Origin of the sequence: Melittangium boletus DSM 14713 (assembly GCF_002305855.1) — a bacterium.
GTDB classification, from domain to species: Bacteria; Myxococcota; Myxococcia; order Myxococcales; family Myxococcaceae; genus Cystobacter; species Cystobacter boletus.
Window position 1 is genome coordinate 749,542 of the sequence record NZ_CP022163.1, and the last position, 13,780, is coordinate 763,321.

The 13,780-nt window shown below is 68.4% G+C and carries 11 protein-coding genes; 4 read left to right on the forward strand and 7 right to left on the reverse strand.

What is annotated here, in order from left to right:
- Window positions 1-29: 29 nt before the first annotated feature.
- Entirely contained in the window at window positions 30-2,267 is a 2,238-nt protein-coding gene (locus tag MEBOL_RS03170) for a M4 family metallopeptidase (protein ID WP_095976022.1), read from the forward strand.
- A gap of 66 nt (window positions 2,268-2,333) precedes the next feature.
- Here the strand turns inward: MEBOL_RS03170 and MEBOL_RS03175 are convergent, their stop codons facing one another.
- Both MEBOL_RS03175 and cysS read right to left on the reverse strand, forming a co-directional pair.
- Window positions 2,334-2,930: a hypothetical protein gene (locus tag MEBOL_RS03175; RefSeq protein ID WP_095976023.1), complete on the reverse strand. Its 597-nt coding sequence runs from the start codon at window positions 2,928-2,930 to the stop codon at window positions 2,334-2,336.
- Window positions 2,931-3,179: 249 nt separating this feature from the next.
- Window positions 3,180-4,637 (reverse strand): cysteine--tRNA ligase, encoded by a 1,458-nt coding sequence (cysS, locus tag MEBOL_RS03180; protein ID WP_095982554.1) that lies wholly within the window; start codon window positions 4,635-4,637, stop codon window positions 3,180-3,182.
- Window positions 4,638-4,785: 148 nt separating this feature from the next.
- Here cysS and MEBOL_RS42530 point away from each other — a divergent pair, with 148 nt between their 5' ends.
- Window positions 4,786-6,036, forward strand: a complete 1,251-nt coding sequence (locus MEBOL_RS42530; protein WP_245919412.1) for an FHA domain-containing protein — start codon at window positions 4,786-4,788, stop codon at window positions 6,034-6,036.
- Between the two features lie 97 nt (window positions 6,037-6,133).
- Here the strand turns inward: MEBOL_RS42530 and MEBOL_RS03190 are convergent, their stop codons facing one another.
- Window positions 6,134-6,628 (reverse strand): CarD family transcriptional regulator, encoded by a 495-nt coding sequence (locus tag MEBOL_RS03190; protein ID WP_011552697.1) that lies wholly within the window; start codon window positions 6,626-6,628, stop codon window positions 6,134-6,136.
- A gap of 168 nt (window positions 6,629-6,796) precedes the next feature.
- Here MEBOL_RS03190 and MEBOL_RS03195 point away from each other — a divergent pair, with 168 nt between their 5' ends.
- Window positions 6,797-9,265 carry a DNA internalization-related competence protein ComEC/Rec2 gene (locus MEBOL_RS03195; RefSeq protein ID WP_095982555.1) on the forward strand — a complete coding sequence of 823 codons (2,469 nt, stop codon included), beginning with the start codon at window positions 6,797-6,799 and terminating at the stop codon, window positions 9,263-9,265.
- Window positions 9,266-9,270: 5 nt separating this feature from the next.
- Window positions 9,271-9,525, forward strand: a complete 255-nt coding sequence (locus MEBOL_RS03200; protein WP_095976024.1) for a hypothetical protein — start codon at window positions 9,271-9,273, stop codon at window positions 9,523-9,525.
- Between the two features lie 12 nt (window positions 9,526-9,537).
- Here MEBOL_RS03200 and MEBOL_RS03205 read toward each other — a convergent pair whose 3' ends face one another.
- The 4 genes from MEBOL_RS03205 to MEBOL_RS03220 are packed head-to-tail and all read right to left on the reverse strand — an operon-like array spanning window position 9,538 to window position 13,723.
- Window positions 9,538-10,431, reverse strand: a complete 894-nt coding sequence (locus tag MEBOL_RS03205; RefSeq protein ID WP_095982556.1) for a glycine betaine ABC transporter substrate-binding protein — start codon at window positions 10,429-10,431, stop codon at window positions 9,538-9,540.
- Between the two features lie 28 nt (window positions 10,432-10,459).
- The gene (locus tag MEBOL_RS03210; RefSeq protein WP_245919414.1) at window positions 10,460-11,290 is read right to left on the reverse strand and encodes an ABC transporter permease; all 831 of its coding nucleotides are present in this window, start codon (window positions 11,288-11,290) and stop codon (window positions 10,460-10,462) included.
- Window positions 11,290-12,552, reverse strand: coding sequence for a quaternary amine ABC transporter ATP-binding protein (locus MEBOL_RS03215; RefSeq protein WP_095976025.1), 1,263 nt, complete (start codon window positions 12,550-12,552; stop codon window positions 11,290-11,292). Before MEBOL_RS03215 ends, MEBOL_RS03210 begins: the two co-directional genes overlap by 1 nt.
- Complete coding sequence (locus MEBOL_RS03220) at window positions 12,533-13,723, reverse strand: hypothetical protein (protein ID WP_245919416.1); 1,191 nt, start codon at window positions 13,721-13,723, stop codon at window positions 12,533-12,535. Before MEBOL_RS03220 ends, MEBOL_RS03215 begins: the two co-directional genes overlap by 20 nt.
- Between the last annotated feature and the right edge of the window lie 57 nt (window positions 13,724-13,780).

The window sequence follows — 13,780 nt, forward strand, 5'->3', positions numbered from 1 at the left end:
GTGGGAGCGGCAAGTTTCTGCACGGGGGGATGGCGTTGGCGAAGCGGGTGTTGAAGGCGATTTGCGGGGTGTGGTTGGGGGCCAGCATCGCGGCTTGCGGCTCGACGGCGGAGATGAACGAGGAACTGGTCCGCGACGAGCGAAAGGACGTGGACATCCAGACAGCGCTGTCCCGCTTCAAGGACGCGCGGGTCATGATGGGGAATTCAGGAGCACCCTACTTCGTGAAAGGTCGGTTGGGCCGACTGCCGGAATCCCTTGGAGGGCTTCGCGCGGACAGCGATGCGGCCCGCGGGGCGTTGGAGACCATCGCCCCCATCTTCCGGGTGAGCGCCGAGGAGTTGCGGCTCCAACGCAACTCGGTGGATGAACAAGGCCATCAGCATCTGCGCTATCAACAGACGCTGCACGGGCGGCGGGTGGTGGGCGGAGAATTCATCCTGCACGTGGATGCCGAGCGCAACATCTACGCGGCCAACGGCTCGGCCCGTCTGGGGGAGCCCAGCTCCACCCAGGCGAGGATCGCCCCCGAGGCGGCGAGGAAACAGGCCGAGCGGGACTCCACCGCGACGGGAGCCACCGCGGGCAAGCACGCCGAGCTCGTGTACCTGCTGCTCGCGGAAACCCAAACGCCCCAGCTCGCCTACGAGGTCCGGGTGACGGGTGAGCGCGACGGCGCCCCCGCCGAGGATCTCGTCTACGTGGACGCGGAGCGAGGGGAGGTGCTGCTCGTCAATCCGCGCATCCACTCGGCGCTCCAGCGCAAGGTGCACACGGCCAACAATGGCACCGCCACGCCCGGCACGCTCCGGCGCTCCGAGGGCCAGGCCGCCTCGGGTGACAACCACGTGGACACCAACTACAACCGGCTGGGGGAAACCTACAACTGCTACAAGACGTTGTTCGGCCGGGACTCCATCAACAACGCGGGCATCCCGTTGGTGAGCACCGTCCATTACGCTCGCAACTACGTCAACGCCTACTGGGACGGCAACCAGATGGTGTATGGCGATGGCGACAACGTGAACTCCATCCCGCTCGGATTGGACGCGGACGTGACGACGCACGAGCTGACGCACGCCGTCACCCAATATGAGTCCAACCTCGTGTACGCGGGGGAATCGGGAGGCCTCAATGAGTCCGTGTCCGACATCTTCGCCGGCGTGTGCGAGAGCTGGTCGCGCAACTGGGCCACGGACGCGGATGTCTTCAAGGTGGGCGAGGACATCTGGACGCCCGGCACCGCCGGGGACGCGCTGCGCTACATGGACGATCCGGCCAAGGACGGCATCTCGCTCGACAGCTACGGGGATTACTACACGGGCGTGGACGTGCACTACAGCTCGGGCATCAGCAACCTGGTGTTCGCGCTGCTGTCCAAGGGCGGCAAGCATCCGCGAAACAAGACGAGCAATCCCGTGCCCGCGATTGGTCCGGAGAAGGCCGGCCGCATCTTCTACAAGGCGAACACGGACTTCTTCATCTCGACCACCACCTTCGAGCAGGCGCGCACGTACACGCTGCAAGCCGCCGAGTCGCTCTATGGCGCGAAGTCGCCCGAGGTCACCGCTGTCACCGAGGCCTGGAAGGCGGTGGGCATCCCCGCGGCACCGCCCGTGCTCACGCCCCTGGAGAATGGAGTGGCCGTCACCGGCCTGACGGGCAGTGCTGGCAACAAGAAGTATTACACGCTCGAGGTCCCCCAGGGCCGCACCCGGCTGGTGATCAACATGAGCGGTGGCACGGGCGACGCGGACATGTTCGTGAAGGCCGACGCGGCGCCGAGCACCAGTTCCTATGACTGCCGTCCCTACAAGAGCGGAAACACGGAGTCGTGTAGCTTCACCAATCCCCAGGCGGGCACCTGGTACGTGATGATCAATGCCTACTCGGGCTACACGGGCGTCACCCTCAAGGCCACCTACAGCGGAAGCAGTCTGGACGATCCCAAGGGCATACCCGCCTCCGAGACGCTCAACGGCACCGTGTCCAGGAACGCGAACAACCATCATGGCGCCTTCGACGTGGTCGAGGGCAGTGCGTTCGAGGTGGTGATGACGGGCTCGGCGGATCCTGACTTGTATGTCCGTTTCGGCGCGCAGCCCACCACCACGACCTATCACTGTCGGCCCTTTCTCTCCGGAGCCGCCGAGCGGTGCGTGCTGACGGTACCCGCCGGCCACAGCAAGGCCTTCCTCATGGTGCGCGGGTATGACGTCGCCGCCACCTACTCGCTGGAGCTCCATTACACCCAGCCGTCGAACTGAGCTTCCCGCCGGGCGGTCCTCGCGAGACAGCGAGGACCGCCCGGCCGCGTCGAGGCGAAGTGCCCGTCAATTCACGCGCGCGAGCACCAGGAAGCTCAGCGCGTTCGTCTCCGTCAGACCGCTCGTGCTCAGACACCGGCCGTTGAAGTCCGAGTTCAAGTAGGTGAAGGAGCGCACCACGGAGAAGCCCTTGAATTTCCCCTTCACCACCTCGCCCGTGTAGGAAACCGTGGTGGTGGTCGATTCCTCGTGCACCTCCGCGGGTTGGAGCGACAGCTCGGAGGTCTCGCCGTTGTTCCAGGTGACGGTCACCTTCTCGGGCGGACTGCCCAGCGCGTCCGTGCAGGTGTAGTTCTTGAACGAGTCCGCCGTGTTGGACACGGACGCCGAGGAGACACCCAGCCCGCCCAGGGACAGGCAGCCGCCATACCTCGAGGAGAAGATCATGGAGCCGGACTGGGAGGAGGGAGAGAGCGCCGGGCTGAAGACCGTCCGGGCGGAGCCCACGCACGTCAACTGGACCTTCGGGAGCGGCTGCTCGCCGAGGGGCGACGTCCGCTCCGCCGCTCCAGCCAAGCCGCCTCCCATCATCACGAGGCCGAGCACTCCTCCAGTGACCGCACGCCGCGGCCCTCGCACATTCCACATGTGGCGCTTGTTCATCCCATCCGCTCCAAGGTCCAGTGAGCCGCGCCAGGTGCGTTCCGGGAGGGAAAGGACGTGGGCCAGCGCGTTCACCGGGACCGGGTTCGTGTGTCCGCCCAAGCCAGACAGCCCATCCCGAGCGCGAGGGTGGACACCCGGGAAAGAGCGGACAAGCCAGGACAGCCCGGGGTGCAGCTCAAGCGTCGGATGGGGCGGGCCACTTCATCCGCCATCCGCCACGAACCGGTCCCCCGGGGAGGAGCGTCTTCACGCCACCTTCCACACGGTGCCCCCGGCGGTGTCCATGATCTCCACCCCCAGGGCCTTGAGCTCGCCGCGCAGCCGGTCCGCCTCGGCGAAGTCCTTGACCTTGCGCGCCTCCACGCGCGCCGCCATCAGCCCCTCCACGCGCGCCACGTCCAGGCCCCGCTCCTTGACCGCCCGATCCCGGCGCCGCAGGAGCCAATGCGAGGGCTCGTCCTCGAAGAGTCCCAGGACCCCGGACACCTTGCGCACGTCCTCGCGCAGCGCCTGCAAGGTGCGGCCCACCAGCGCCTTGTCCTTGACGGGAGGCTTGTCCGTCAACTCGTTCATGGCCCCGAAGAGGCCCGACAGGGCGCCCAGGGCGCCCGCGGAGTTGAAGTCATCGTCCATCAGGGACTCGAACTCGCGCAGGAAGCGGGCGGGCTCCCCGTGCAGCGGACCCGGGGCGAACTCCTTACCGCCCACGCGCTCGTCCACCTTGCGCAGCGTCTCGTAGAAGTACTCCATGCGCAGCTCGGCGTCCGCCAGGCCCTTGTCGGAAAAGGCCAGGGGGTGGCGGTAGTGCGTGGACAGGAAGAAGAAGCGCAGCGCCTCGGGATCCACCCTGCCCAGCGCCTCGCGCAGACTCACCACGTTGCCGAGCGACTTGGACATCTTCGCCCCCTCGAGGTCGAGGAAGCCGCAGTGCATCCAGTAGCGCGCGAAGGTCTTTCCGCTCGCCGCCTCGCTCTGGGCCAGCTCGTTCTCGTGGTGCGGGAAGATGAGATCCAACCCCCCGCCATGGATGTCGAAGGTCTCGCCCAGGTAGCGGGCGCTCATGGCCGAGCACTCGATGTGCCAGCCCGGCCGGCCCTTGCCCCAGGGACTGTCCCAGGAGGGCTCTCCGGGCTTGGCAGCCTTCCACAGCGCGAAGTCGGCCGGCTCGCGCTTCTGCTCACCGGGTTGCACGCGCTCGCCCATGCACAACTCTTCCAGGTTGCGCTTGGACAACTTGGCATAGTCCGGGTAGGCGCGCACGGAGAAGTACACGTCGCCCTGGGACTCGTAGGCCACGCCCTTGTCCACCAGCGTGCCGATGATGCGGAGGATTTCCGGCAGGTGATCGCTCACCTTGGGCGACACGTCCGGCTCCAGCAGGTGCAGCGCCCGGGCATCCTCGCGGAAGGCCTCCACGAAGCGGGCGGCCAGGGCCACCGGCTGCTCCCCCGTCTCCCGGGCGGCCTTGATGATCTTGTCGTCCACGTCGGTGTAGTTGCGCACGTAGCGCACCTCGAAGCCGCGGTAGCGCAGATAGCGCACCACCACGTCGAAGGAGGTGAACGTCCGGGCGTTGCCAATGTGCACGTAGCTGTAGACCGTGGGACCACAGACGTAGACCCCGACCTTGCCCGGGACCTCGGGCACCAGGGTCTCCTTCTGCATCGTCATCGTGTTGAAAAGGCGGATGGATGCCGCGGCCACGTGCACGAACCTCCTACGGTCGGAATCGGGAATCGGACGGCCGACTTTCGCCAGGGACGGAAGGCACAGTCAACACTGACGACCCACCCACCCTGCGCAGCAGGCTGAAAAAGGACTATCCTCCCGGGCCGGAGCGAATGCCCACCCCATGAGCCCTCCCAATCCCAAGCGCCCACCCCGCTCTCCCCGCCCGACGCCCGGGGAAACGACGGCGCGCTCGGACGACGTGGAATTGCCCTTCGATGACGACGAGGTGGCACCCCTCCAGGCGGATGATCCCCGCCCCCAGCGCGTGCCCCAGTTCCCCGTGGGCTCGCGCCGGCGGGGGCACCGGAGCGGCTCGGGCTCATCCCGGGAAAACAAGGATCGGGAGATGCCGCCCGCCCGGTTCTCCTCCGGCGAGTACGAGGACTCGGGCCATGCGCGCGCGTTCCTCTATGTCGAGCGAGGACCGGGTGCCGGACAGCTCGTCCCCATCCAGCAGGGCACGCTGCGGCTGGGACGCTCCTCCGCGTCCGACCTGAGGCTGCAGCACCCCTCCATCAGCCGGCGCCATGCCCAGCTCATGCGCTCGGGCGACCGGCTCATCCTGAAGGACCTCGGCAGCCAGAACGGCACCTACGTCAACCGCGTCCGGCTCCACACCGAGCGCGAGCTGTTCTCGGGGGATGAAATCGCCCTGGGCAACGCGCTGCTGCGGGTCCGTGGCCCGGGGCCGACTCCCGCCCGGCCCCCCATCCCCTACAGCCGCACGCCCTCGTCGCTCCGGGCGCGCATGAGCGGCCAGCGCATGATGCTGCTCGCCTCCGCCACGGGGGCCCTGGTGGCCGTTTTCCTCATGTTGCCCTTGATGCGGGTGATGCGCGCCATGTCGCCCGCCCCCGTGGGCGGCGTGGAGCGGGCCGAGGCGCCCTCGTCTCCGGACATCACGGAGGCCATCGAGGACGTGGTGCCCTCCACCCCTGCCCGGGCGGCCCCTCCTCCCGAGGCGGCGCCCCGAAGCCAGGCCCTCGCCGGCATGGCCCGGGCCGCCGCGCCCCGGGTGAAGGAGGGTTCCGTCAAGCCCGCCGCCCGGCCCTCGCTCGGGGGAGCCGACGCCGCGCGAAACCCCGAGGAAGAGGTGGAAATCCTCGCCCATTACGAGGCAGGACGTATCGACGCGGCCCTGGCACTGGCCCGGACGGAGCGGCGCGAGGCCCTGGCCGGCCTGCTCTCGCGCTTCCAGGAAGAATGGAAGGCGGGGACCGCCGCCCTCGCGGCCAAGGACGCCCCTTCCGCCATTCCCCACCTGAACACGGCGCTCGCGTTGGACCAGGAGATCGCCAAGGGATGGGGCGTCCTGGCGCCCCGCGTGCGGAAGGCCCTGTCCCAGGCGCAGCTCCAAGCCGAAGGCAAATAGGCGGGAAGGGCCCGGCGCCTGGGAGCGCCGGACAAGCAAAAACCCCGGTCCCTCGGTGAAGAGGGCGCCGGGGTTTTCGACTTCAGCCCGAGGAGGCTCAGGCCAGATTGAAGATCTTCTTCAGGTCCGACTCGATCTCGTCCTCGGAGCAGTCCTTGGCCAGCGACAGTTCCTTGATGAGGAGCGAGCGCGCCGTGTCCAGCATCTTGCGCTCGCCGAAGGAGAGGTCCTTGTCGCCCTTGAGCAGGTAGAGGTCACGCAGCACCTCGGCGATCTCGAACACGGAGCCGGTCTTGATCTTCTCCATGTACTCCCGGTAGCGACGGTTCCACGTCGTGGAGTCGACCGAGATGTCCTTCTCCTTCAGGATGGAGTAGACCTGCTTGACGTCCTCCTCGCTGATGATCTCCCGGAGGCCAACCGAGCCCACCTTGTTGATTGGGATCATGATGCGCATCCCATTCTCCAGGATGCGCAGCACGTAGAAGGACTGACGCTGCCCAGCGACCTCGGTGTGCTCGATACCCATCACCTCGCCGACGCCCTGGCCAGGGTAAACAGCCTTATCACCGGTCTTGAAGCTCGTCTGCACTCGTTACCGCCTCCTCTAGGATGGCTTGGTCTCGACAACCGGCCTCGGAAAGCCGCTCACTGGTACCACAATCCGACCCCTCCAGCAACATTGGCGTCTTGACCCGCCCGGTTTCTCCTGATTAGCCTTCGAGGCTTTGGCCGGGTGGGCGGGGTTTGGGGGTAGGTGGTGAGCCGGTTTTCGTGGCGCGATTTGACCGCGCGTCCGCTGTTCTTTCCCGCCGTGAGCCTCATGCTCGGCGCGGGATTGTGGGTACAACAGGACGCGGGCAGCGGGTTATTCCAGCTTCTAGCGGCATCAAGCCTGGGCGTGGGCCTTCCGTGGCTCGCCCGCCTGCCTGGTGCCCACCTGGGCGTGCTGCTGGTCCTGGGCCTCACCGGCGCGGGGCTGGCGTCCCTGGAGGCCGGGGCGGACGTGCCCCCCCACCTCCAAGAGGGAGGCACGGCGGTGTTGGAGGGCGAATTGGAGCGCGTGGAGCGCTTCGACGACTCCTCGCGCCTGCTCCTGGCGGTGGCGCGCGTGGGCACCGGCGTGGGAGTTCCCGCCCGCTTCCGGACGAATCTCTCCGCCCGGGGAGCCCTCCCTCCCCTCCTGCCCGGGCAACGCCTGCGGGTCGAGGCCCGACTGCGTCCCCTCGAGCCCGCGTCGAACCCCGGAGAAAAGGATTTCACCGGGAAGCGCCATCGTCAGGGAATCACTTTCACCGGGGGATTCCAGGCGTCCCGATTGCTGGTGTTGTCTCCCCCGCCGCCGTGGCGCCAGGAATTGGCGCGGCTGCAGGAAGGGCTGACCCGGGCGGTGAACGCCGTGGCGCCGACCTCCGAGGCCGCGGCGCTCTTCCTCACCCTGGCCGCCGGACAGCGTGCCGCGCTCGATGAGGGGCTGGAGGAGGACTTCTCGCGCAGCGGGCTCGCGCATGTGCTGAGCGTGAGCGGATTGCACGTGGCGGCGCTCGCGCTCATGACGCTGGCGCTGCTGCGCCGGGTGTTCGTGCGGCTGGGGAGCTCGATTCGCGGCCTGCGGCGCGTGGAGGCCCGCCGGCTCGCGGCCCCCGTCTGCGTGCCCTTCGTCTGGGCCTACGTCGTCTTCACGGGCAATCAGCCTCCCGCGGTGCGCTCGGCGGTCATGGCGACGGTGGTGTTGCTGGGGCTCGCGCTCTGGCGGCGGGCGGATGGGCTCAACAGCCTCGCCGCCGCCGCGGCCCTGCTCGTCGTCTGGCAGCCCTCCAGCGTCGCCGATCTCTCGCTGCAACTGTCCTTCCTCGCCGTCTTCAGCCTGCTGCTGCTCACGCCCGCGCTGCGCGAGGCCCTTCCCGTCCCTCCGCCGGATCCCCGCGAGTCCCGGCGGCTCGCGCGCCTGTGGGGGAAGACTCGCGAGACGGTGCTGGAGACGTTCTGCGCGAGCGGCGCCGTCACGCTGGCCAGTCTGCCCCTGGTGGCCGCGACGTTCGGGAGGGTGAGCCTCGCGGGGTTCGTCTCCAACATCGTGTGCCTGCCCCTGTGTGGCGTGCTCACCGGCTTCGCCGCCGGGGGCGCGGCCCTCCACGTGGTGGCGCCCTGGCTGGCCACCCCGCTGCTATGGGGCGGCGCGTGGGCCTCGCAGGTGTTGCTGTGGCTCACCCGCTTCTTCGCCCACGTGCCCCTGGCCACGCTGGACGTGCCCGCGTTCGGCCTCGGGGCCTCGCTCCTGTTCGGGTGTGGGCTCGCGTGCTGGGCCCTGGGTGAGCGGCGCTGGCGTCTGGGCGGACTCCTGGCGCCCGGGGCGTTGGGTCTGGCCCTGCTCCTGCCCCACCTCATGCCCGAGCCGGGTCTGCGCATCACCTTCCTGTCCGTGGGACAGGGCGACGGCATGGTGCTCAGCTCCCGCGGCCACCATGCCCTGCTCGACGGCGGCGGCGTGCCCGGAGGCGCGGACCCGGGGCTCCGGGTCGTCGTCCCCTTCCTCCAGGCCGCGCGCATCGACCGGCTCGACCTGGCGGTGCTCTCCCATCCCCATCCGGATCATGCGCTCGGGCTCATCTCCGCGCTGCGGCAGGTGCCCACCGAGCGGCTCTGGCTGCCCGCGGGCAGCACGGACGGGCCCCTGTCCCGCCAGCTCATCACCGCGGCGGCCGGAGCCACCGTCGAGGAGGTACAGCGGGGCCACGCCGTGTACACGCTCGGCGAGGCGACCCTGGAAGTGCTCGGCCCTCCCGAGGACCGCGAGTTGATGGAGGGGGTGAACGATCGGAGCGTGGTGCTGCTCGTGCGCCATGGCGACGTCACGGTGCTCCTGCCCGGAGACGTGGAGGAAGAGGGAGAGGCCGCGCTGCTGGAGAGTGGACGGCTCGGGCCGGTGACGGTGCTCAAGGCGCCCCACCATGGCTCGCGCACGTCCTCCTCCGAGGGCCTGCTCGCGGCGCTGCGTCCCCGCTTCGCCATCTTCTGCGTGGGCCGCCGCAACCGCTTCGGCTTCCCCCATCCCCAAGTGGAGGCCCGCTACCGGGCCCTGGGCACCGAGTGTCTGCGCACCGACCTTCAAGGGGCCATCACCCTGGAGAGCGATGGGCACGACGTCCGCTTGAGCGCCTTCCTGCCCTCCACACCACCCAACGTGCCGGAGGTCGTTGCCGAGCCCCTGCCTCATCACCAGCCTTAGCGGTGATGATCTCCGACGACCTCGACCTCCAGCAGTTGACCGCGGATCTCAAGAACCTGCTGCCCCACGGAGAGCCCGTGGGTTACCTGCGCGGCAAGTCCCTCATGCGCGACATGCTCCTGAGCATGAACCGCTTCTCCGAGCTGGAAGCCGAGGAGCTCATCGATACCCTGGAGGCGCGTGGCTTCCTGCGCTTCCTCGGAGACCCCTCGGAGCGCTCCGTGGCGGACTCTCATTGGGAGATCTCCCCCCACTCGTAGCGCCCGGAGCCCTCAGGACTTCGGCAGCCAGCCGTCCACCAGCGCCGCGTTCTGCTTCATCCACTCGCGGACCGCCTGGGACGGGTCGCCCTTGGTGTCGGCCACGGCGCCCATGAGGCCGCCGAGCTGCTGATCATCCAGTTTGAAGGAGCGCAGGAAGGCCGCCACCTCGGGCTTGTCCTTCTCCAGCCCCAGACGGGTCAGGGTGTGGATGCTCTCCGCGCCCCCGTAGACGCCCTTGGGATCATCGAGGAACTTGAGATCCCACCGGGCGAACTTCCAGTGCGGCTTCCAGCCCGTCACCACCACCGGGCGCTCCCGCTTGATGGCGTCCTGCAGGGTGGCCGCCATCGCGGGGCCGCTGGACGTCATCAGCTTGATGTCCAGCTTGTAGGCCTCGAGCGCCTTCTCCGTGGTGCTCATGATGCCCGCCCCCGAGTCGATGCCGACGATCTGCCCGTCGAGCTCCCCCTTCATGGCCTGGAGGTCCGAAATGCTGGAGGCCTTCACGTAGGAGGGCACCACCAGTCCGATCCGAGCCCCCTCGTAGTTCGTCCCCAGGTCCTCCACCTTGCCCTGGAAGCGCTCCATGTACTCCTTGTGGGTGAGCGGCAGCCAGGCGTCGAGGAAGGCATCGCTGTCGCCTCCGGCCAGCGCGGTGAAGACCGGCGCGACGTCCGCCATGGTCAACTCCACCTGGTAGCCCATCCGGTCCTCGAGGATGGCCTTGGCCAGGTGGGTCATCGCCACGCCCTCGGCCCAGTTCACGTACACGAGCTTGACGGTGCCCTTGGCCGGGGCCTTCGCCTCGGCCGGGGCCTCGGCGGGCTGCTCCTTCTTGCAGCCGGTGCCCAGCAACACGCTGGCGGTGAGCGCCAGCAACAAGGCGGGCGTGGTTCGATTCATCGCGTTCACGGGTGGGGACTCCTGGGGTTCACGTGGGACGCGACCGGGGCTGGCCCAGCGCGTTGGTCAGGCGGTCGAGCACGATGGCCAGGATGACCACCGCGATGCCGCTCTCGAAACCCAGCCCGATGCGCAGCTGGGTGATGCCCTTCAACACCTGCTCGCCCAGTCCACCGGCGCCGATCATCGCGGAGATGACCACCATGGAGAGCGACAGCATGAGGGTCTGGTTCACCCCGGCCAGCAGCGTGGGCAGGGCGATGGGCAACTGCACGTGCCAGAGCAACTGGCGCGGCGTGGAGCCAAAGGCGACGGCCGCCTCCACGACGTCCCGAGGCACCTGCTGGATGCCCAGTTGGGTGAGCCGCACCGCGGGCGGCATGGCGAAGATGACGGTCGCCACCACGCCCGGCACCTTCCCCAGCCGGAAGAAGAGCACCGCGGGGATGAGGTAGACGAAGGCGGGCATCGTCTGCATGGAGTCCAGCAAGGGACGCAGCCCCCGCGCCAACCACCGGTTGTAGGACGCCAGGATGCCCAGGGGGATGCCCAGCATCAGCGACACCAGCGCCGAGCTGAGCACCAGCGCGAGCGTTTCCATCGTCGCCTGCCACAGGCCCATGGCGTCGATGAGCAACAGGCCCAGCCCAGAGAGCGCCGCGGACCCGATTCCGCTCAACCGCCACGAAGCCGCCGCCACCAGCCCGATGAGCACGTAGCTGGGCGCGAGCAGCAGCAGCCCCTCCAGGCCCCGGATGGCGGTGGTGAGCCCATCCGCCGTGGCGTGGAAGAAGGGGTCGAAACGATCCTTGAGCCCGTCGATCAGGCGCTCGAACACATCTCCAATATGCAAGTCCATCAGCGCGTCTCCCCCGCGATGCACGCCAGAAGCGAGGCGCGGTCCACGATGCCCTGGAAGGTGCCGTCCTCGGCGACGACGGAGATGGGGATGCGCGTGCTGGCCGCCACGGCCACCAGCTTCGCCAGGGGCGTGTCCGGCGTGGTGGTGGGCACGTCGGCGCGGATGATGCGCCCCAGGTCATGCACGTTCTCGCTCACCAGCCGGAGCGCGTCCTCGATGTGCACCAGGCCCAGGAACTTGCGCAGGGGATCCATCACGAAGAGCGTGGAGGAGCCCAGCTCGCGCATCCGCTTCACGGCCAGGGCCGGACCGGCCTTCGGGTGGATGACGACATCGGACCGCTTCGCGATGGCGCCCGCGGTGATGATGCGCGTGCGATCCACGTCCTGGATGAACGCGCGCACGTAGTCGTTGGCCGGCCGGGTGAGGATCTCCTCCGGCGTGCCGATCTGCACGATGGCGCCGTCGCGCATGATGGCGATGCGGCTGCCGAGCTTGAGGGCCTCGTCCAGGTCGTGCGTGATGAAGACGAGCGTCTTGTTCATCCGCGCCTGCAAGTCGAGCAGTTCGTCCTGCATCTGCTTGCGGATGAGGGGATCGAGCGCGCTGAAGGCCTCGTCCATGAGGAGGATGTCCGAGTCGGTGGCCAGCGCGCGCGCCAGCCCCACCCGCTGCTGCATGCCGCCGCTGAGCTCGCGGGGCAGCTTGTCCGCGTAGCCCTGGAGCCCCACCAGCCCGAGCGCGTGCAGGGCCTTGGCGCGCCGCGTGGCCTTCTCCACGCCCTGCATCTCCAGCCCATATTCCACGTTGTGCACCAGCGAGCGGTGCGGCAGCAGGCCGAAGTTCTGGAAGACCATGGCGATCTTCCGCCGGCGCACCTCGAGCAGCCGCTGCTTGTCCGCCCGGGTGACGTCGATGCCGTCCACCACCACGCTGCCCGCGCTCGGCTCGATGAGCCGGTTGAGGCAGCGCAGCACCGTGGACTTGCCACTGCCCGACAGGCCCATGATGACGAAGATCTCGCCGCGGCGGACCTCGAAGTTGGCGTCCTGGATGGCCACCGTGCAGCCGGTGCTCTCGAGGATCTTCTCCTTGGAGACCCCCTGGGCGAGCAGTTCGAGGGCCTTGTCGGAGTCACCGCCGTAGAGCTTGCGCAGCCCCCGGACCGAGATGGTCGTATCCAGCGGCGCCCCCCGTGCGGCGGTCTCCGCGGTCGTGGACGGGGTCTGCGTGAGCGCGTCAGAAGTAGTAGCCAACATTGACGTTGAACCTCGTTTCCCAGCGGGAGTTGGGGGAGCCCTCGGCCAGCGCGTCGCCGTAATTCGCGCCGAGCCAGGGTTGGTTCTTGCCGGTGACCAGGTCCACGTACGTGTAGACGGGACCCGCGGTGATGAGCGTGCCGAGCGCGTTCTGGTACGAGTCCGCGTACCCGGCCTTGACCTTCTTCAGGAGGCTGAGGTCCTCGTGGAAGGAGATGCGGGAGATGGGTCCCCAGGTGACGGGAAAGCCGTAGGACACCCCCGCCGCCACGAGCGTGCCCTGGCTGGCCACCTTGTAGGGGGCGTCATAGGCGCCCATCGTCACGAAGCCGTTGTCCGAGCCCTCGGGATTGGCGGGACGGAAGGCGTAGTGCAGCGCCTCGAGCTTCACGTTCCAGGGCCCGTAGTTGCCCTCCAGGTGCGCGGCGGCGGCCCAGCGCCAGCCCATGCGCCCGGTGAGGGCGTTGTGCAGCTGTCCCGCCTGGGCGGAGAGGCCCAGCTCGGTGTTGGACTCCGCTCCGTGCGTGAAGCGGTAGGCCACCCGCGCGTTGAGTTGGTTCGTCTCCGAGTTGGCCTGATCCACGCCCAGATAGGCCTCGGTGGGATTGGCGGAACTCACCGGCACGACGTCGTAGGAGTAGCGCGCGCTGGCCGTGCTGCGGCCGGTGTAGCTGCCCTCGTCGTTCTTGTAGAAGGCGAATTGGAGGTTCCACGGACCGTGCTCGTGGACGAGCTTGAGCCCCAGGTCGTAGTCGTCCTCGAAGCCCATGTAGTAGGGCAGGCCGAAGAACCAGTTGTGCGAGGCGTAGGGCAGCAGGCCAAAGGGCGCGCGGTGCAACCCCAACTGCAGTTGGGTGTTCTCGGAGAACGCGTAGCCGATGTAGCCGTGGTGCAGCATCGAGTAGCCCGCGTAGAAGCGGTACTCGGCGGACAGCAGGAGGTTGGACAGGCGGCCGTCGGCGTTGACCCGGAAGACGTCGAAGGCCACGTCTCCCCAACGCTGGCGGGTGCCCTCCTGCCCTTCCCAGCTCTTGATGAAGTAGCTGAAGCGCAGCGCGCCACCGACGCGGAAGCGGTCCGGGTTCTCCTCGGCCTGCGCGAAGGCCCCCAGGGGCACTCCCCCCAGCGCGGACATGGCGACGAACGTGACGAAACGGCGCGAGCGAGACAACAGGGCAGGACTCCTGGCCCGCACGGAGGACACGACAAGGCGTTCCCCCCACGGGAG